17 protein-coding genes and 1 pseudogene are annotated in these 18,911 nt (G+C 71.0%); 5 read left to right on the top strand and 13 right to left on the bottom strand.

Annotated elements, in window-relative coordinates; genetic code table 11:
• Positions 1-501: 501 nt before the first annotated feature.
• Together K7787_RS25585 and K7787_RS25580 are read right to left on the bottom strand one after the other, a co-directional pair.
• Positions 502-747: a DUF397 domain-containing protein gene (locus tag K7787_RS25585; protein WP_223003082.1), complete on the bottom strand. Its 246-nt coding sequence runs from the start codon at positions 745-747 to the stop codon at positions 502-504.
• Positions 744-1,595, bottom strand: a complete 852-nt coding sequence (locus K7787_RS25580; protein WP_223003081.1) for a helix-turn-helix domain-containing protein — start codon at positions 1,593-1,595, stop codon at positions 744-746. The genes K7787_RS25585 and K7787_RS25580 overlap by 4 nt, the downstream gene beginning before the upstream one ends.
• A 130-nt stretch (positions 1,596-1,725) precedes the next feature.
• Between K7787_RS25580 and K7787_RS25575 the strand changes: the two are divergent.
• Positions 1,726-2,224: pseudogene (locus tag K7787_RS25575) on the top strand (ATP-binding protein).
• 61 nt (positions 2,225-2,285) lie between these two features.
• Here the strand turns inward: K7787_RS25575 and K7787_RS25570 are convergent.
• The 9 genes from K7787_RS25570 to K7787_RS25530 form a co-directional block, all read right to left on the bottom strand.
• A complete protein-coding gene (locus K7787_RS25570; RefSeq protein WP_223003080.1) occupies positions 2,286-2,681 on the bottom strand; it encodes a hypothetical protein in 396 nt (131 codons plus the stop codon).
• Positions 2,682-2,751: 70 nt separating this feature from the next.
• Positions 2,752-3,300: a hypothetical protein gene (locus tag K7787_RS25565; RefSeq protein ID WP_009188423.1), complete on the bottom strand. Its 549-nt coding sequence runs from the start codon at positions 3,298-3,300 to the stop codon at positions 2,752-2,754.
• A gap of 225 nt (positions 3,301-3,525) precedes the next feature.
• Positions 3,526-5,322 (bottom strand): pyridoxal phosphate-dependent aminotransferase, encoded by a 1,797-nt coding sequence (locus K7787_RS25560; RefSeq protein ID WP_223003079.1) that lies wholly within the window; start codon positions 5,320-5,322, stop codon positions 3,526-3,528.
• 165 nt (positions 5,323-5,487) lie between these two features.
• Positions 5,488-6,732 carry a multiple monosaccharide ABC transporter permease gene (gene mmsB / locus K7787_RS25555; protein ID WP_169435318.1) on the bottom strand — a complete coding sequence of 415 codons (1,245 nt, stop codon included), beginning with the start codon at positions 6,730-6,732 and terminating at the stop codon, positions 5,488-5,490.
• The gene (gene mmsA, locus K7787_RS25550; protein WP_009188420.1) at positions 6,729-8,288 is read right to left on the bottom strand and encodes a multiple monosaccharide ABC transporter ATP-binding protein; all 1,560 of its coding nucleotides are present in this window, start codon (positions 8,286-8,288) and stop codon (positions 6,729-6,731) included. Before mmsA ends, mmsB begins: the two co-directional genes overlap by 4 nt.
• 42 nt (positions 8,289-8,330) lie before the next feature.
• On the bottom strand, positions 8,331-9,437 hold the full coding sequence (chvE, locus tag K7787_RS25545; RefSeq protein ID WP_164388352.1) for a multiple monosaccharide ABC transporter substrate-binding protein: 1,107 nt from the start codon (positions 9,435-9,437) through the stop codon (positions 8,331-8,333).
• Between the two features lie 228 nt (positions 9,438-9,665).
• Complete coding sequence (locus K7787_RS25540) at positions 9,666-10,634, bottom strand: hypothetical protein (protein WP_223003078.1); 969 nt, start codon at positions 10,632-10,634, stop codon at positions 9,666-9,668.
• A 182-nt stretch (positions 10,635-10,816) separates the two neighbouring features.
• A complete protein-coding gene (locus K7787_RS25535; RefSeq protein WP_223003085.1) occupies positions 10,817-11,803 on the bottom strand; it encodes a zinc-dependent alcohol dehydrogenase in 987 nt (328 codons plus the stop codon).
• A 122-nt stretch (positions 11,804-11,925) separates the two neighbouring features.
• Complete coding sequence (locus tag K7787_RS25530; RefSeq protein WP_223003077.1) at positions 11,926-13,089, bottom strand: mandelate racemase/muconate lactonizing enzyme family protein; 1,164 nt, start codon at positions 13,087-13,089, stop codon at positions 11,926-11,928.
• Positions 13,090-13,290: 201 nt separating this feature from the next.
• Between K7787_RS25530 and K7787_RS25525 the strand changes: the two genes are divergently transcribed.
• The gene (locus tag K7787_RS25525; protein WP_223003076.1) at positions 13,291-14,190 is read left to right on the top strand and encodes an SCO2400 family protein; all 900 of its coding nucleotides are present in this window, start codon (positions 13,291-13,293) and stop codon (positions 14,188-14,190) included.
• A 279-nt stretch (positions 14,191-14,469) separates the two neighbouring features.
• Here K7787_RS25525 and K7787_RS25520 read toward each other — a convergent pair whose 3' ends face one another.
• Positions 14,470-14,904, bottom strand: coding sequence for a MarR family winged helix-turn-helix transcriptional regulator (locus K7787_RS25520; RefSeq protein ID WP_223003075.1), 435 nt, complete (start codon positions 14,902-14,904; stop codon positions 14,470-14,472).
• 146 nt (positions 14,905-15,050) lie between these two features.
• Here K7787_RS25520 and K7787_RS25515 point away from each other — a divergent pair, with 146 nt between their 5' ends.
• The 3 genes from K7787_RS25515 (at position 15,051) to K7787_RS25505 (ending at position 17,573) form a co-directional block, all read left to right on the top strand.
• Complete coding sequence (locus tag K7787_RS25515; protein WP_169435381.1) at positions 15,051-16,073, top strand: NADP-dependent oxidoreductase; 1,023 nt, start codon at positions 15,051-15,053, stop codon at positions 16,071-16,073.
• Positions 16,074-16,203: 130 nt separating this feature from the next.
• Positions 16,204-16,623, top strand: a complete 420-nt coding sequence (locus K7787_RS25510; protein WP_009188413.1) for an organic hydroperoxide resistance protein — start codon at positions 16,204-16,206, stop codon at positions 16,621-16,623.
• A gap of 98 nt (positions 16,624-16,721) precedes the next feature.
• The gene (locus K7787_RS25505) at positions 16,722-17,573 is read left to right on the top strand and encodes an EI24 domain-containing protein (RefSeq protein ID WP_223003074.1); all 852 of its coding nucleotides are present in this window, start codon (positions 16,722-16,724) and stop codon (positions 17,571-17,573) included.
• 338 nt (positions 17,574-17,911) lie between these two features.
• Here K7787_RS25505 and K7787_RS25500 read toward each other — a convergent pair whose 3' ends face one another.
• On the bottom strand, positions 17,912-18,889 hold the full coding sequence (locus tag K7787_RS25500; protein WP_223003084.1) for an aldose epimerase family protein: 978 nt from the start codon (positions 18,887-18,889) through the stop codon (positions 17,912-17,914).
• Positions 18,890-18,911 lie beyond the last annotated feature (22 nt).

Below are 18,911 nucleotides of genomic sequence, written 5' to 3'. Positions count from 1 at the left end.
CCCCCCCCCCCCCCCCCCCCCCCCCCCCCCCCACCCCCCCCCCCCCCCCCCCCCCCCGCCCCTCGCCACCACCCGCCACCCGTCACCGCCCACCCACCCGGCAGCCGCTATGCCGACCCGGCGTGCCCCTGCCCCACTGGTGCGGCTTGCGCCCGAACCGCCACCGGCCGGATGTCGCTATGCCGACCCGGCGTGCCGCCACTCCGCTGCTGCGGCCTGTGCCCGCACCCCATCCATCCGTCAGTCGCTTAGCCGACCCGGCGTGCCGCCGGGGCGCGAGCGCGCCCCCTCCTCCGGGTGCGGACGTGAGGGACCCGCGGGGGAACTCACCTGGGCACCCCGCTCCTCCCCCGGCCGCCCGCTCGCTTCCTTCCCGTGCTGGAGCGGGCCGGGTCAAGGGTGGCCCGGAGGGCCATCGGCGTAGCCGACGCGCAGCGCCCTTGACGCGGCCCGTGGAAGCACGACACTCGTCAGGAAGCGGGCGGCCCTACGGCCACTTGCTCACTCGCCGACGTACGAGACGAACTCCGTCCACGCGGCCGGGGTGACCGTGAACTGCGGCCCCTGCCTGTCCTTCGAGTCACGGATGTGGATGGTGGTGGGGCAGGTGGCGACCTCGACGCAGTCGCCTTCACTGCCGCTGCTGTAGGTGGACTTGCGCCAGGTGAGGGCGACTTCGATGCAGTTGTCGCCCTGCGAGCCGCTGTAACTGCTCTTGAACCAGGCCAGGTCCGACGCGCCGCTCATACCTCTCCTCGCAATCGCTCCAGCAGGCCCCTGGAGTACTCGGGGGTGAGAGCCTGCGAGCGAAGTTTTGCATACCGCTGGTGGAGGACGCTGATCTCCTTCGCGTCGGAGATGAGGCGGCCGTTCTTCTGTCCCTCGGAATAGGCGTACCAACGGTTGTCGGGCGTTTCCAGAACTTGGATCGGCCCATCCAAACCCGCGTGCACCGGCTGCTTGAGCGGCATGATCTGGATTTCGACGTTCCAGTGCCGGTCGATCACGTCGAGGAGGTGGTCCAGCAGCTCTCGCGTGACCTCGTCACCGCCCGTGCGGCGCTCCAGCACGGCCTGCTCGATGATGAAGTTGAAAGCGCACGGCCGTTGCCGCTGAGGCGACAGCAGTACCTGCCGATTCAGCCGCGCGGTGATCCGCTCGTTCAGCTCCTCCTCGCCCGGAAGCGGCGGCACGCTCAGCGACACCGCCCGCATGTACGCCTCCGTCTGCAACAGGCCCGGCATGACGCGGCACTCGTACGTGTACAGGCTGATCGCCGTCTGCTCCAGCCGAGCCCACTGGCGGAACCACGCCGCCAGGCCCGGCTCCCGCACCAGATAGGCCGCCGCCTTCCGCAACGCCCCCGTGTTCCCCGTAGCCAGCTCCGCCCGCTCCACGAAGACCGGGTCCGGCATGCGGCGGCCGAGTTCGATCGACGCCACCGTGTGTTTCGAGTACCGGACCAGCGTGGCGAACTCCGCGCGGCTCAACCCCGCGTGCTCCCGCAGGGCTTGCACCACCGCTCCGAACGTCCGCAAGCTGTCGGAGGACTGCGGCTCGCTCCCCGCGCCCGCACCCGTCGCACCATCGACCACTGTCGGTCACCTCCCGCCCCCATGCTCACGGTGGGTCACCGGTACTGTCCAGTCCGTCACCGCGTACGCTCCCGCAGCGTACGCGGTCAGGTGCTGGTGAAGTGGCCTTTCGCGCCGCCACATTGGGCGCATGACCGCACCATCCACTCCCCAACGCCCCGTCACCGTACGTGTGTTCGCTCAGCGGCTCAGCGCCACTCCGCGAGGCGCCCGCCTCGCCCGGCGGCTGGCGCTGCGCCAACTGGAGACCTGGGGCATCCCGCACGGGGTCGACGCTTCCGACGCCGTGGGCCTGGTCGTCGCCGAACTGGCCGCGAACGCGGTGACGCACGGGCGCGTGCCGGGACGGGACTTCGAGCTGCGTCTGTCGCTCGTGACGGGCAGCGTCCGTATCGAGGTGACCGACGCCCGCAGCGGCCCGCTGCCGCCGGGGCCCCGCGACGTACGGTCGCCGCAGGACCTCGCCGAGCACGGGCGGGGACTGCTGCTGGTCGACGCGCTGGCCTCCCGCTGGGAGGTGCTGGACCGGTCGCCGTCCCCCCGGCAAAACCGTCCGCGCGGAGATCGACCTCCCACCCGGCCACCGCAGCCCCGCACCTCTGGAGGCCGCGGACGGTACGGCACCGTGAGTCGCCGGACCGCGGTGTCTCCATCGGCGACTGCCTGCGCGCCGGAGGGAAGCCGTCGATTTCAGCGGCGCTCTTCCTCGTGCCGGCGCTCCCAGGCGCGCCCGTACTGCCCCACCGGGCATGACCAGGTGCCCTTCTCGGCCGGGTCTTTCCAGACGACCGTGCTAGACACGATCTCCGGAGTGGCCGGCCGCTCAGTACCCGGCACTACAGGGAGTCCGACGGCATAGAACTCGACGTAGGCATCAGGGATCCGATAGGCCATCTCGTAGAGGACTTCCGCCTCGGACGCCGAGGGATCCACGAGGAAACCTACGCCCATCCCTGATTCGTCCTGAAGGAGAATCTCGACGTAGCCTTCCCTGTCCGCCGCAGAGAACGTAATGGATGGCACTGCAGAAATACCCACTGACAGGTCACGAAATACGCGCTCGGAAAGCTCCTTCAGGTTAGCCATGCGTACATCCCTTTTGGTGACTGGTGTGGGCGCCCCCCGTTCCGGTGGGAAGGGGGGCACTCGCATGAGGTCAAATAAGCGTCACGATGAAGTCGAAGACGGTCGTGATGTACTTCGTGCTGCGACCGCTGCGGAAGTGCTCGTCGACCGTGAGCTTGTAGTGACTGGTGTCCACCCGGAACGATGAGTGCACCAAGTAGTTCGCGGCCAGGGCGGGGTGACTGTCAGCGTAGCCGAAAGTGCGGCCGTTCCGAGTCGCCGTAGCGCGCTCCGTCATGACGCCAGTCGCCGATGCGGCCACAGACGGGTGGAGCTTGAGGCTCCATGCGAACGTCATGTGGGGGTCGTAGTAGTGCACCTGCCCGGTGAAGTGGCCGTAGGCCGAGTCGCCCCGATAGTCGGGTGCCTGAGGGCTGAAGAAGTGGGTGGCCGACGGTATGGCCGAGTCCTTGGACTCCGTCACTTTTCCGTCAACGACCGTCTTGGTCTCGGTGTACTCGTTCACGGTGACTTCAACCGTACGCAGCGGCTGCCGAGAAGTGTTGTCGCCCTGCTCGGCCGCCGAAGCGGAGGCGGATATCGACACCATGGCGAGCATGGCCAGGCCGATGCTCGTCACTCGTCGTGCGATTTTCAATTTTTCTCCCCGAATGTGTCGTCTGGTCAGTGATCGACAAGGGGAAATCTACCGACGGGGTACAAGAGCCTGCAATCCACTTAAGGGTGGCGCGAGTCACATGACGGTGGCCGTTTGTGGGCTTCCTTAATGCAAGTTCACTGTTATGCAAAGGATAACGGGAAAGTTCTTACCGAACTTGAACCCGAGGCGGGGGCATTGCGGAGTTCAGCCGGTCTGACCGTACATCCCGCCCGCCGCCGGCCAGGTCGTCGGCGGGGGGATGGAGGGTTCCGGCTGGGTGCGGCCTCTTACCTGGGCCGCTGTCAGGCCGCCTGCGGCCGGCATGCCTCGGCCGTAGGGGGAGGGGGCGGGCATGGGCATGCCCGGCAGGCCCGTCTGCGGGACCGGTTGCAGGGCCGGGGCGGGGAAGGGGGTGGGCGCCGGTACCGGAGGTGGGGGCGGTACCGGCGCCGGCGGGTAGGGCGGTGCCGTCGCGGCGGCGGGCGCCGGGACGTAAGGCGTCGGCGCGGGCGCCATCGGGGCCGGCACCGGCACCGGCGCCATCGGTCCCGGTGCCGCCGGTGCCTGCGCGGGTGACACCGGCGCAGGCGCAGGCGCCACCGGCATCGGTCCCGGCGTCGGCGCCGGAGGAGCCGCCACCGGAGGAGCCGCCGGAGGGGCACCCGCCCCCGCACCCCTACTCGCACCCAACCCCGAACCCGCACCCACCTCCGAACCCGAGCCCGCACCCACCCCCGAACCCGCGCCCAACCCCGACCCCACCCCCTGCGCCAGCCGTACCCCCGCTCCGTTCGTCTGGCTCACCAGGCGGTCCACCGCTGCTGTGCCCGAGCTGTAGGCCGTCGCGGCCGTCGGTGGGCGGGAGTCGGCGGTCGCGGCCGGTCCCGCCTCGTACAGCACACCTTGCAGCGCGGGCACCAGGCGCCGTACGTCCACCTCCGGGCGGACCACGAGGCGCATGAAGCGGCTGGAGGAGCCGATCTTGTTGCCGCACTCGCGGACCAGGATGCGGTGCTCGGTCAGCAGGCGGTCGCGGACCACCGTGCCCTCCGCGCCCACGGGGAGGCGGACGAAGAGGAAGTTGCCCTGAGAGGGGTAGACCGTGAGGCCGGGCAGCGCGGCGAGGTGCGCGGCCATCGCCGTGCGGTCGCGGCGCACCAGCTCGATGCTCTGCCGGTACTCCGCGCCGTGCTCCCGCAGCATGAACACCACGTGCTCGGCGAAGGAGTTGAGGTTCCACTTGGGCAGCATCGCGCGGACGCGCCCCGCCAGGGACGGGTTGGCGACGAGGTAGCCGAAGCGGATGCCGTGCAGGCCGAAGTTCTTGCCGAGGCTGCGCAGGACGACCACGTTGGGCCGCAGCATCGCCTCCTGGACGACGCTCGGGTCGGTCTCCGCGTCGGCGAACTCCAGGAAGGACTCGTCGACCACGATCAGGTCCAGGTCGGCCATGGCGTCCAGGAACTCCACCACCTCCCGCTTCGGCAGGAAGCCGCCGTCGGGGTTGTTGGGGTTGCAGATCACCGCCGCCCTGGTGCCGCGCCGGCGGATGAACTCGGCGTAGCGGGTGAGGTCGAGGGCGAAGCCGCCGGCCTCCTGGAGCGGGAACATGTCGACCCGTTTGCCGGTCTCCATGGGCTGGTCGGTCCAGCGGCCGAAGGTGGGGACGGGGACGGCGAGGGACTCGCGGACCAGCAGGTGGTCGAGCCAGGTGATCAGTTCGGTGGAGCCGTTGCCCATCGCCACGCACTGCGGCGGCAGTTGGAGCAGGTCGCACAGTTCGCCGGTGATGGCGCCGGCGTCGCTCGGGTAGTACGTGATGATCTCGCGCAGCCCGGCCGCCAGTTCGTCGAACATGGCGGGCGTGGGGAAGTACGGGTTGCACGGGATGCAGAAGTCCACCGGGCCGCTCGCGCCGTCGCCGCTCTCCCGCGTCAGCGCCGCCATCGACGGGCTGTGCGCCGCCGTGCCGCGGAAGAGCGAGGTGACGTTGCCGGCCAAAGGAACCTCCGTCTGTGGGTGGCCCGTGCGGGGGAGCACGGGCCGACCACAGATACGGAGGGGAGGGCCGCGGTGTTCAACGGCCCCTGGGGACGGGTCCCTTCACGCGTCGGACGCGTGCGCTGGGGAAGGGCTCCGCGCTTCGGCGGGGCCGCCCGAGCCGGCCTACGAACCGGACTTGCGCTTGTTCCACACGTCGAAGCCGACCGCCACCAGCAGGGCCAGGCCCTTGATGACCTGCTGCCAGTCGGTGCCGACGCTGAGGAGGTTCATGCCGTTGTTGAGCACGCCGAGGACGAGACCGCCGATGATCGCGCCGAGGACGGTGCCGACGCCGCCGCTCATGGAGGCGCCGCCGATGAACGAGGAGGCGATCGCCTCCAGTTCGAAGTTCACGCCGGCCTTCGGCGAGGCCGCGTTGAGGCGGGCGGCGACCACCAGGCCGGCCAGGGCGGCGAGGACGCCCATGTTCAGGAACACCTGGAAGGTGACCCGCTTGTCCTTCACCCCCGACAGCTTCGCGGCCGGCAGGTTGCCGCCGATCGCGTAGATGTGCCGGCCGAAGACGGCGTTGCGCATGACGTAGCCGTAGCCGACCACCAGCGCGGCCAGGATGATCAGGATGATCGGCGCGCCCTTGTAGCTGGCCAGCAGCAGGGTGAGGACGAGGATCGCGGCGACCAGGGCGACCAGCTTCAGCGCGAACAGCTTCACCGGCACCACGTCGAGCGTGAACTCCCGCTGCCGGCGCCGGGCCCGCACCTCCTGCCACACCACGGCCGCGATCAGGACGATGCCGAGGAGCAGGGTGAGGTTGTGGTAGTTGGTGTCCGGGCCGGTCTCGGGCAGGAAGCCGTTGCCCATCTTCTGCAGGCCGTCCGGGAACGGGCCGAGGGTCTGCCCCTTGAGCAGGATCTCCGTCAGGCCCCGGAACAGCAGCATCCCGGCGAGGGTGACGATGAACGACGGTATCCCGAGATACGCGATCAGGAAGCCCTGCACGGACCCGGCCGCCGCGCCCACCAGCAGGCACAGCACCAGCGCGATCGGCCAGGACAGCCCGTGCTGCACGGTGAGCACGGCCGCGAAGGCGCCGACGAACGCGGTGAGCGAGCCCACCGACAGGTCGATGTGGCCGGCGATGATCACCAGCATCATGCCGATCGCGAGGATCAGGATGTAGCTGTTCTGCAGGACCAGGTTGGAGACGTTGCGCGGCAGCAGCAGGTCGCCGCCGGTCCATATCTCGAAGAGGACGACGATCAGACCGAGCGCGATCAGCATGCCGTACTGGCGCATGTTGCGGCGCAGTCCGCCCAGCACCAGCCCCAGCAGGCCGTCGCCGCCGCCCCCTCCGCTGCCGCCCGGCGGCGCGGGGGCCGGGGTCTTGGCGCTCACATCCGTGCTCATCGGGTTACCTCTTCATCCTGGGTGTCCTTCGTCATCCGGCGCATCAGCTCCTCCTGCGTGGCCTCGGCCCGCGGCACCTCACCGGTCAGCCGCCCGGCGGACATGGTGTAGATGCGGTCGCACATGCCGAGCAGCTCGGGCAGTTCGGAGGAGATGAAGACGACCGCCTTGCCCTCGGCGGCCAGTTGGTCGATGACCGTGTAGATCTCGTACTTGGCGCCCACGTCGATGCCCCGCGTGGGCTCGTCCAGGATCAGCACATCGGGACCCGCGAAGATCCACTTGCTGAGGACGACTTTTTGCTGGTTGCCGCCGGACAGCTTGCCCACCGGCTCGAACACCGTCGGCGCCTTGATGTTCATGGACCTGCGGAAGCCCTCGGAGACCTGCCGCTCCTCGTGCTCGTCCACCACGCCGCGCCGGGCGACCTTGCGCAGCGCGGTCAGCGTGATGTTCCGGTTGATGGTGTCGATGAGGTTGAGGCCGTAGTGCTTGCGGTCCTCGGTGACGTACGCGATGCCGTGCCCGACCGCCTCCGCGACGGTCCTGGTGCGGATCTCGGTCCCGTCCTTGAGGACCGTGCCCGCCGCGTACCGGCCGTAGGAGCGGCCGAAGACGTTCATCGCGAGTTCGGTGCGGCCCGCGCCCATCAGGCCGGCGATGCCGACGATCTCCCCGCGCCGCACCTGGAGCGACACGCCGTCCACGACCTTGCGCTGCTGGTCGATGGGGTGGAACACGGTCCAGTCGCGGATCTCCAGCGCCGGGGCCGCGCCCTCCTCGGCGTGGTGCGGGGTGCGTTCGGGGAAGCGGTGGTCGAGGTCGCGGCCGACCATGCCCGCGATGATCCGCTCCTCGGTGGTGCCGGCCGCCTTCACGTCGAGGGTCTCGATGGTGCGGCCGTCGCGCAGGATCGTCACCGAGTCGGCGACCTTGCGGATCTCGTTGAGCTTGTGCGAGATGATGATCGAGGTGATGCCCTGCTTCTTCAACTCCAGGATGAGATCGAGGAGTTTGTCGCTGTCCTCGTCGTTCAGGGCCGCCGTCGGCTCGTCCAGGATGAGCAGCTTCACCGACTTCGACAGCGCCTTGGCGATCTCCACCAACTGCTGCTTGCCGACGCCGATGTCCGCGACCCGGGTCTCCGGGTGCTCGTCCAGGCCGACCCGGCGCAGCAGTTCGGCGGCGTGCCTGAGCGTGTCGTGCCAGTTGATGAACCCGCGGGTGGCGTGCTCGTTGCCGAGGAAGATGTTTTCGGCGATGGACAGGAACGGCACCAGCGCCAGTTCCTGGTGGATGATGACGATGCCGTGCTGCTCGCTGGCCCGGATGTCCTTGAAGCGGCACGGCTCGCCCTCGAAGAGGATCTCGCCGTCGTAACTGCCGTGCGGATGAACCCCGGAGAGCACCTTCATCAGCGTGGACTTGCCGGCGCCGTTCTCCCCGCAGACGGCGTGGACCTCGCCCTGACGGACACTCAGGTTGACGTCCGACAGTGCCTTGACACCGGGAAAGGTCTTGACGATCGAGCGCATTTCCAGGACGGGTCCCGCCATGGTCGTGCCTTCCAGTCGTGTGCGGTCGGTGGGAGCGGGCTGCTACTTGAGCTGGGCGTCGGTGTAGTAGCCGCCCTTGACCAGGACCTCTTCGTAGTTGGACTTGTCGACGCTGACCGGCTGGAGCAGGTAGGCGGGCACGACCTTGGTGCCGTTGTCGTACGACTTTGTGTCGTTGACCTCGGGCTTCTTGCCCTTCAGCACGTCGTCGACCATGGTCGAGGCGACGTCGGCGAGCTTGCGCAGGTCCTTGTAGACGGTCTGCGTCTGCTGCCCGGCGATGATCGACTTCACCGAGGCCAGCTCGGCGTCCTGGCCGGTGATGACCGGCAGCGCCTTGCTGCCGGAGCCGTAGCCGTCGGACTTGAGCGCGGACAGCACGCCGATGGAGATGCCGTCGTAGGGGGAGAGGACCGCGTCGACGCGCTGGTTCTTGTAGGAGGAGGTCAGGATGTCGTCCATGCGCTTCTGCGCGGTGGCGCCGTCCCAGCGCAGCGTGGTGACCTGGTTGAGCGCGGTCTGCCCGGAGCGCACGACCAGCTTCTTGCCGTCGATGTACGGCTTCAGCACGGTCATCGCGCCGTTGAAGAAGTACTTCGTGTTGTTGTCGTCGTTGGAGCCGGCGAACAGCTCGATGTTGAAGGGGCCCTTGCCGTCCTTCAGTCCCAGCTTGTCGACGATGTAGCCGGCCTGTAGCTCGCCGACCTTCTCGTTGTCGAAGGAGGCGTAGTAGTCGACGTTCTCGGTGCCGAGGATCAGGCGGTCGTAGGAGATGACCGGGATGTCGGCGTCCGCGGCCTCCTGGAGCACGTTGTTCAGCGACTTGTTGTCGATGGCCGCGATGATCAGGCCCTTGACGCCCTGGGTGATCAGGTTCTCGATCTGGGAGACCTGGGTGTCCGGGTCGTCCTCGCCGTAGACGAGCTTGGTCTTGTAGCCCTTGGCCTCCAGGTCCTTGACGACGTTCTTGCCGTCGGAGATCCAGCGCTCGGAGGACTTGGTCGGCATCGCGATGCCGATCGTGCCGCCCTTGGAGTCGCCCTTGTCCTCCTTGGAGCCGCCCGAGCCGCTCTGCCCGCAGGCGGTGAGGGTCAGGGCGAGGGAGGCGGCGGTGGCCATGGCGGCGACTGCGGCTCTGCGGTTGCGCATGGTGGTCATCCTTGGGGTGGTGGGTGCGGGTCGGTCCGGTGGTGGCCGGGGTGGGTCCGGTGCCGGGCGCTGCTGGATCGCTCGGGAGGTGCTGCCGAGGTGGTGCCGGGGTGGTGCCGGGGGTGGTGCCGAGGTACGGCTCTGAGGGGGCGCAGTGGGGGACCGAGAATGGTTGTGTGGGATTGTGCGCGGCTGTGTCGTCTTCTGTGAAGCGCAGTTTCCGGAACGTTATGCCGGTGTGTCGAAGCGGCGCAGCGCGCCCGGCAGCCGGGAGCCCAGGGGCGCCATCTCGCCGTCCACGCCGTGCCGTTGGAGCAGATCCAGGGCGAGCCGGCCGCGCCGCACCCGCTCCCGGGCCGACGCCAGGGTCACCTCGCGCAGCTGATGGCCGTACGGGTAGATGCCGGGCGCCCTGGACAGCCCGAACTTCAGGTACAGCGGCGCGCCGCGCCGGATCAGCTCGGCCACCTCGTACATCCGCACATAGCCGCCCAGGTCGTCCGGGGCCTCGATGTACATGTCCATCGGCGCCGCCGACACCCGCCGGATCTCGGTGAGGTGAGGGAGCGTCAGGTCGCTGGGGACGTTGAGGGAGTCCGCGCCCAGGTGCTCGTACACGGCGTAGGAGGCCGGGTTGACCGGGCCGATCAGCGCGGACACCTTGAGCGTGGTGTCGGCCGGGAGGAGGCCCGCCGTGCGCGCCCGGTGCAGCGTCCACAGCACGCCCTCGTCCGCGACCAGCAGGCACTTCACACCCAGCTCCGTCGCCCGTACGGCGTCTTCGACGCAGCCGGCGACCGCGTCGTGGCCCCGGGCGCGCAGCCCCGCCCCGCGCGAATCGGTGCGCACCGAGGCGCCGGTGTCCCAGGTGCCGCGCGGCCCGGTGAACAGGCACAGTTCGATGCCGCGTTCGCCGGTCGCCTCCACCATCTCGGTGATCTCGGCGTCGGTCAGCATCCACACCCCGCTGCCCTGGCTGATCCGGTGGATCGGCACATCGAGCCGCGAGGACTCCTTCAGGACCACCGCCAGCGCCTCCGGCCCCTCGCACGAGGGGATCTCGGTGCGCCAGCGGCCGCCGCCGGGGAAGGAGTGCGGCGAGGCGTCGGCGGGGTCGAGGGCGGGGGCCGCCAGGCCGAGCGCGGTGAGCGCCTGCTCACCGGGCCTGCGGGCTGCCGGGGCGGAAGCGTCGGTCACAAGCTGTCCTTCGGTCGACGAGCCGGACGGTGCTGTTCGATATGTTCGACATGTCGAACGTGGTTCGTGGCTCGGGGTCTGAAAAGGCTTGCCGGGGTGCGGAAGGCATGGGAGTACGCCGGTCACGGCGTCGCCGGGTCACGCCGTGACCGGCGTACGAAGGGGGCGGCGGGGCGGGTGGGTCAGGGGCGGAGGAGGACCTTGCCAGCCTTCGGGTCGCCGCCGCCGACCAGGTCGATGGCGTGCGCGAAGTCGGCGAGCGGGAGTTCATGGGTGACCAGTGGCAGCGGGTCGAGCAGTCCGGCCGCGAACATCCGCACCGCGTGCGCCCACGCGGACGGCGGCGCGCCGAAGACGGTGTGCACCTCCAGTTGCCGTACCACCAGATCGGTCGGGTCGAGGCCCGCCGCGCCCGCCGCCGGGAGGCCGGTCAGCACCAGCCGGCCGCCGCGCCGGCACAGCGCGGCGGCGGTGCGGGCCGAGTCGGCGGACCCGGCCGCCTCCACCACCACGTCGAAGCCGCCGGGCAACTCCTCGTCCTTGGTGCGGAAGGCGGTCGCGCCGAACCGGCGGGCGAGCGCCGCCCGGTCGTCGCGGGCGCCGACGACCAGCAGCTCGGCCGGGGAGACGGCCCTGAGGAACCGCACGGCGAGCAGGCCGAGCGTCCCCGTGCCGACCACCGCGACCCGCTCGCCCGGCCGCGCGCCCGCCTTCAGCGCGGCGGCGGCCACACAGGCGGCCGGCTCCAGCAGCGCGGCCGCGGTGAGGTCGGCGGCGTCGGGCAGGACGTGCAGCAGCCGGGCCGGGAGGGTGAGGGTGGGGGCCATCGCGCCGGGCTGTGTGAAGCCGGTCTCCTCGTAGCCCGCGCCGCACAGCGTCGTCTCGCCCGCGTGGCAGTGGTCGCACACCTGGCAGTTGCGGAAGCCCTCGCCGACCACCTTGCGGCCCACCAGGTCCCCGTGCACTCCGGGGCCGACCGCCCGTACCGTGCCGGACCACTCGTGGCCCGGCGTGAGCGGGTAACGGACGTATCCCTCGGGCCGGTTGCCCTGGTACACCTCGCGGTCGCTGCCGCAGACGCCCACGGCGTGCACGGCGACCAGGGCCTCGCCGGGGCCGGGGTCGCGGGGGGTGTGCGGGGCGAGGCGGTGTGTGCCGGGCGCCTCCACGACGACCTCGACGGGGGCGGTGCGCCCTGCGGCCGGGGCGGTTGCCTCATGCGCGTCACTCGGGGAGGTCGCCTCGTGCCCGTCACTCGGGGCGGTCGCCTCGTGCCCTTCGCCCGGGGCGGTCACTTCGTGTCCTTCGGGCGGCGGGTCTCCCAGCCCTCCGCCCACAGGTCGAACCGGGCCTGCTGCTGCGGGAATTCGGCCGCCGCGTCGGTGTCCAGCTCCACGCCGAGGCCCGGCGCGTCGCTCAGGTGGAAGCAGCCGTCGGCCGGATCGACCTGCGGCGCCCCCTTGACCACCTTCTTGATCTCCGCGTCCGCGAAGTCGTTGAAGTGCTCAAGGATCTTGAAGTTGGGCGTGGTGAAGCCGACTTGGAGGGAGGCGGCGGTCAGCACGGAGCCGCCGACGTTGTGCGGGGCCACCAGTGTGTAGTGGGTCTCGGCGGTGGCGGCGAGCTTGCGGGTCTCCCAGATGCCGCCGATGTGGCCGACGTCGGGCTGGACGATGTCGACGGCCTGGCTCTCGAACAGCTCGCGGAACTCGATCCGGTCGTGGACGCGTTCGCCGGTGGCCACCGGGAGGTCCACCTTGGCGGCGACCTTCTCCAGCGCCTTCAGGTTCTCCGGCGGGCACGGCTCCTCCAGCCAGGCCGGCCGGAACGGGGCCATCTCCTTGGCCAGCCGGACGGCGGTCGCGGGGGAGAAACGGCCGTGCATCTCCAGCATCAGCTCGGCGTCCGGGCCGATGGCGTCGCGCACCGCCTCGATCAGCGAGACGGCGTACAGGGTCTGCTCGTGGTCGAGTTCGAAGTGGCCGGTGCCGAACGGGTCGATCTTCAGGGCCCGGTAGCCGCGCTCCATCACGCCCTGCGCCGCCTTGTGGTACGCCTCCGGGGTGCGCTCGGTGGTGTACCAGCCGTTGGCGTACGCCTTCACCCTGTCGGTGACCCTGCCGCCGAGCAGTTGCCAGACCGGGACGCCGAGCGCCTTGCCCTTGATGTCCCAGCAGGCCATCTCCACGACCGCGATGCCGGACATCACGATCTCGCCCGCGCGGCCGTAGTCGCCGTACTTCATCCGGCGGACCAGGTCCTCGGCGGCGAACGGGTCGGAGCCGAGGACGTGGTTGGTCTCGGCCTCCCGCAGATAGCCGATCAGCGCGTCGGTGTGACCGAGCATCCGGGTCTCGCCGACGCCCGTGATGCCCTCGTCGGTGTGCACCTGGACGTAGGTCAGATTGCGCCAGGGCGTCCCGACCACGTGTGTGCTGATTCCGGTGATGTGCACGGCGGTTGCCTCTCAGCTGTTCGATATTTCGGCACACGTTCGAAATGCTGGCGTGACAGTAAGGACGGGGTGAGCGGGGTGTCAATGGGGGCGACAGATAACGGTTTCGGCAAACCTTTCGATAGCTCTTTCGATCCCCCACGGAACCTTCACAGCGGCCCCTAGGAACGCGGGCGGTGCGGAATCTAGTCTTCCCGCGTCATGAACTACTGCCACCCGTGCCGACGGCACCTCAACGGCGCCCTCCTCTGCCCGGGGTGCGGCACGCCGGCCGAAGCGCTGCCGGTGGTCTCGGTCGAGCCCGAACTCCCTGTATTTGACGAGGAGTTGGACCCGCTTCCGGTGGGCGGTGGCGACGAGGACAGCGCCCCCGCGCCGGGCCGGGCGGAACGGCGGCGGGCCCAGGGGCGCGGCCGCGGACGCGCGTCGCGGGGCCGGGGCGCGGCGGAACCGGAACCCGCGGCGGTGGACCGAGGTGTGCCGGAACGGGAATCCACGGCGGTGGACCGAGGTGTGCCGGAATCCGCCACGGCCGCGAGCCGGCGCGACCGCAAGGCCGCGCACCATCGCCGACGGCGCCGCCGGACGCTGCTGATCACCGCCGGGTTCGTCCTGGCGGCGGGCGGTCTGAGCCTGGCCGAACTGGGCGTGGACGCGCCGGGCCTGCCCGGCTTCGCCGACCCCGGCCCGGCGGCGGCCGGCGCGGACACGGCGGACGGCGGTGCGACGCGATCCGGTACGCCGTCGACGGCGAGCCCGCTGGACAACACCTCCGGCGGCGCCGCGAGCGCGCGGCCCGCCTCCGCCTCGTCGTCGGCCTCCGCGTCGCCGTCCGCCTCGGCGACGGACGGGACCCCGACGCCGAGCGGGTCGGGCACCCCGGCGAGTTCGCCGTCGGCGTCGCCGGGCGGCGACGGGGGGACGGGGACGGCCCGGGACGCGGGCTCGGGCACGGCGCCGGGCCCGGGCGGCGAGGCGTCCCCGACCCCACCGGCCCAGCGGCCGACGCCCCCCGCGACCTCGGCCCCACCCCCGACGACCACACCCCCGAAGCCCACCCCGACCCACACCTGCGACCGCTTCCTGTGGTGGTGCGCCTAGCCCGTCAAGCCGCCCCCCAACACCTCCGGCCAGGGCCACCCCCTAAGGGGCGCGGGGAACTGCGCGCCCAGCCCCCACTCATCCGCACCAAAAAATCGACGGTCACCCCCACCCCCTAAGGGGCGCGGGGAACTGCGCGCTCAACCCCCACTCACCGGCACCAAAAAGTCGACGGCGACCCCCACCTCCTCAGGGGCGCGGGGAACTACGCGCTCAACCCCCACTCACCCGCACCAAAAAAGCGACGGTCACCCCCGCTCACCCCCACCCGGCCGGAGGTCACCCCAGCATCCGCCGCAACAACCCCCGCAACGCCACCCGCTCCTCATCCGTCAGCCCCGCGAGCGGCTCGCGGGCGAACCGCAGCCCCTCCCGGAGTTCGCGGGCGACCCGCCGCCCCTCCTCCGTGGCCGCCGCCAGCTTCACCCGCCGGTCGGCCGGATCGGGCCGCCGCTCGACCAGACCGCGCACCTCCAGCCGGTCCACGATCCCCGTCACGTTCGACGGCTCGCACTTCAGCTTCAGCGCCAGCTTCCGCATCGGCAGCGGCTCCAGCGACAGCAGGCTCAGCAGCCGCGCCTGCGCACCGGTCAGCGCGTGCTCGCCGGCCGCCTCCTCGTAGTCCTCGTAGAACCGGGCCACGACGTCACCGATCAGCTCGACGACCTCCATGGTCACGGGATCGGGGCGACGGGCGTTCGGGGGAGTGGCCATGGCGTCCAGGGTACCCGTTTGCTTGACATGCTGAAATATTCAGGAGCATGGTTGTTTCATATGCTGAACTAAAACCGTGTTTCGGCGGCGGGTCCCCACCCCACCCGCACGACACGTCCCCGCACCGACCGACGAGAGGCGCCCCCGTGTCCGACACCCCCACCCTTCCCCCCGTCAGCCGTGAATGGCACCTGCTCAGCCGCCCGGTCGGGTGGCCGAAGCCCGAGGACTTCGCCCTCGTGGAGGCCGAGCTGCCGCAGCCGGGCGAGGGCCAGATCCTCGTCCGCAACGAGTACCTCTCCGTCGACCCGTACATGCGCGGCCGGATGTCCGCCGCCAAGTCCTACGCCGCCCCCTACGAGCTGGACCGGCCCATGCAGGGCGGCGCCGTCGGCGAGGTCGTCGTCTCGAACGCCGAGAACATCGCCGTCGGCGACCACGTCCTGCACTACGGCGGCTGGCGCGAGTACGCCGCCGTGGACGCCGCGCAGGCCGTCAAGGTGGACCCCGAGGCCGCGCCCCTGTCGACGTACCTCGGCGTGCTCGGCATGACCGGCCTGACCGCGTACGCGGGCCTGCTGCGCACCGCCTCCTTCAAGGAGGGCGACATCGTCTTCGTGTCCGGCGCGGCCGGCGCGGTCGGCAGCCAGGTCGGGCAGCTCGCCAGGCTCAAGGGCGCCTCGCGCGTGATCGGCTCCGCCGGTTCCGACGAGAAGGTGAAGCTGCTGACGGACGAGTACGGCTTCGACGCGGCCTTCAACTACAAGAACGGCCCGGTCTCCGAACAGCTGCGCGCCGCCGCGCCCGACGGCATCGACGTCTACTTCGACAACGTCGGCGGCGACCACCTGGAGGCCGCGATCGGCTCGCTCAACCTGCATGGCCGGATCGCGATCTGCGGCGCCATCTCCGTCTACAACAACACCGAGCCCGCGCCCGGCCCGAAGAACCTCGCCCGGCTGATCCAGACCCGCGGCCGGATCGAGGGCTTCCTCGTCGGCGACCACTACGACCTCCAGCCGCAGTTCGTGCGGGAGGTCGGCCCGTGGGTGCGCTCGGGCGAGCTGAAGTACCGCGAGACGGTCGTCGAGGGCGTCGAGAACACCCTGGAGGCCTTCCTCGGCGTCCTGCGCGGCGACAACACCGGGAAGATGATCGTCAAGCTCTGAGGGACCCCCGCGCAAGTCCCGCCGGGTGCCGGACGCGCCTTCCCGCACCTTCCGGCATGCGGTAACTTCATTCCGAAACCGTTGTGATCGTGGGCGCGAGTCACGGCGGTACGAGGAGGAACGCAAACCGATGGCCATCCAGCAGTCCGACGTGAAGTACACCGCGGTCGCCACCGCCGAGGGCGGCCGCGACGGCCGCGTCGCCACCGACGACGGCAAGCTCGACGTCGTCGTCAACCCGCCCAAGGAGATGGGCGGCAGCGGCGCCGGCACCAACCCCGAGCAGCTGTTCGCCGCCGGGTACAGCGCCTGCTTCCAGGGCGCCCTCGGCGTCGTCGCCCGCCAGGAGGGCGCCGACATCACCGGCTCGACCGTCACCGCGAAGGTCGGCATCGGCCAGAACGAGGACGGCTTCGGCATCATCGTCGAGATCTCGGCCGACATCCCGAACGTCGACGCCGCCACCGCCCGGAGCCTGGTCGAGAAGGCCCACCAGGTGTGCCCGTACTCGAAGGCGACCCGCGGCGACATCACCGTGACGCTGGCCTGAGCCGGTCGTTTCCCGGACGGAGGCCGCATCCCTGGACGTGGGATGCGGCCTCCGTCCCGCGCCGTCCGCGTCCCGCGCGCCCTCGCTACAGTGGCCCCATGCGTGATCTCGGGGTGGGGTTCGGATATCTGCTGAAGGGCCAGCGCTGGGTGGCCCGGCACCGGCGGGCGTACGGCTTCGGCCTGCTGCCGGGCCTGATCACCCTCGTCCTGTACGCCGCCGCGCTCACCGCGCTCGCCCTGTGGGGCGAGGACGCCGTCGCCTGGGCCACCCCCTTCGCCGACGGCTGGCCGAGTCCCTGGCTCGGCCTCTTCCGCGGCTTCCTCACCGCCGTCCTGTTCGCCCTCGGCCTGCTGCTGGCCGTGGTCACCTTCACCGCGGTCACCCTGCTGATCGGCCAGCCCTTCTACGAGAGCCTCTCCGAACAGGTCGACCGGGACGTCTCCCCGGACGGCACCGCGCCCGAGTCCGGCCTGCCGCTCTGGCGCGACCTGTGGATCTCCGCCCGCGACAGCCTCCGCGTCGTCGTGCGGGCCGCGCTGTGGGGCGTCCTGCTCTTCGCGCTGGGCTTCCTGCCGGTCGTCGGCCAGACCGTGATCCCGGTGATCGGCTTCTTCGTCACCGGCTTCTTCCTCACCGAGGAACTGGCCGCCGTCGCCCTCCAGCGCCGGGACGTCGACCTGCGCGCCCGCCTCGCCCTGCTGCGCTCCCGCAAGACCCTGGTCTGGGGCTTCGGCACCCCGCTGGGACTGGCCTTCCTCATCCCGTTCGTCGCCGTGTTCCTGATGCCGGGCGCGGTCGCCGGCGCCACCCTCCTCGCCCGCGACCTGCTCGCCGAGGAGACGGCCGAGCCGGACCCGGCGGACACCCCGGACACCCCGGACACCCCGGAAGGCGCGGACGACGACGCGGCCGGCCCGGTCAGCGGGACCCGGCGCCCAGCACGCTGACCGCCGCCTCCCGCAGCACACCGACGAACGCCCGCACCGCCGGCGACGGCGACCGCCCCCGCACGGTCGCCGCGGCGCCGGTCTGATTGTGAAGGGTTCGTACGAGATTGCGGCCGTGCGGCCGATCCCCGGACACCGCGGCGTCCCGGCGATTACCGTCGGCCCAGGGACGAGTTCCTCCCGCGAGCAGCCCCGGTCCGGGAACCTGACCCCTGGACCGGGGCTCGTGGCGTGTACCGTGACCGGCCCGGGGCCGGGGGCCCTCGTCCCGGGCCTCTCGGCGACTGCCCGCGTCAGGGACGCCGGGCGCCGCCCGCCGCGCCCGCCGCCCCTGGCCGCTACCGCGCCGAGAACCCGTACACCGTCTCCGACCGGTAGACCTCGCCCGGGCGCAACTCCGTGCTCGGGAAGGACGGTTGGTTGGGGGAGTCGGGGAAGTGCTGGGTCTCCAGGGCGATTCCGGCGTTCGGGGCGAACGGGGCCGTGAGGTGGTCGGCGGTGTAGAGCTGGACGCCCGGCTCGGTGGTGGCCACCGTCAGGACGCGACCGGAGACCGGGTCGTGCAGTTCGGCGATCTCCTCGGCGGCGGCCGAAACGCCCTTGTCCAGGACGAAGTTGTGGTCGTAGCCCGTGCCCACCGTGCGCCGCTCGCGGAAGTCGAAGCGGGTGCCGGCGACCTCGGCCGGTTCGCCGGTCGGGATCAGGCGCTCGTCCACCGGGGTGTAGCGGGAAGCGGCGAGCCGCAGTTCGTGGCCGCCGGCCGGGCCGCAGTCCGCGCCGCCGAGGTTCCAGTACGCGTGGTTGGTCAGGTTGACCACCGTCGGCGCGTCCGTGACCGCCTCGTAGGCGATGCGCAGCGCGCCCGACGCGTCCAGCGTGTACGTCGCCGAGACCTCCAGCCGCCCCGGGAAGCCCTCCTCGCCGTGCGGGGAGACGCGGGCCAGGCGCACCCCGTGCGCGACCTCCGTCGCCTTCCACACCCGCTTGTCGAAGCCGTTCGCGCCGCCGTGCAGCGAGTTGGGCCCGTCGTTGGGCGCGAGCGCGTACGTCCGGCCGTCCAGCGGGAACCGGGCGCCGCCGATCCGGTTGGCGTACCGGCCGACCAGCGCGCCGAGGAACGGCTCCGGGTGGGTGACGTACCCCGCGAGGTCCGGGAAGCCCAGCACCACGTCCGCCGGACGCCCGCCGCGGTCCGGGACCTGAACCGACTGCACGATCCCGCCGTACGTCAGCACCCGCACCCGCACCCCGGCCCGCTCCAGCGTCCAGCGGTGCACCGGACTCCCGTCGGAAAGCCGGCCGAAGATTTCGCTCATGCTCATGCGCAGCACCCTAAGG

The organism is Streptomyces sennicomposti, from assembly GCF_019890635.1.
GTDB classification, from domain to species: domain Bacteria; phylum Actinomycetota; class Actinomycetes; order Streptomycetales; family Streptomycetaceae; genus Streptomyces; species Streptomyces sennicomposti.
The sequence above is the reverse complement of the archived record's forward strand: the minus strand, read 5'-3'. Positions and strand labels throughout refer to the sequence as shown.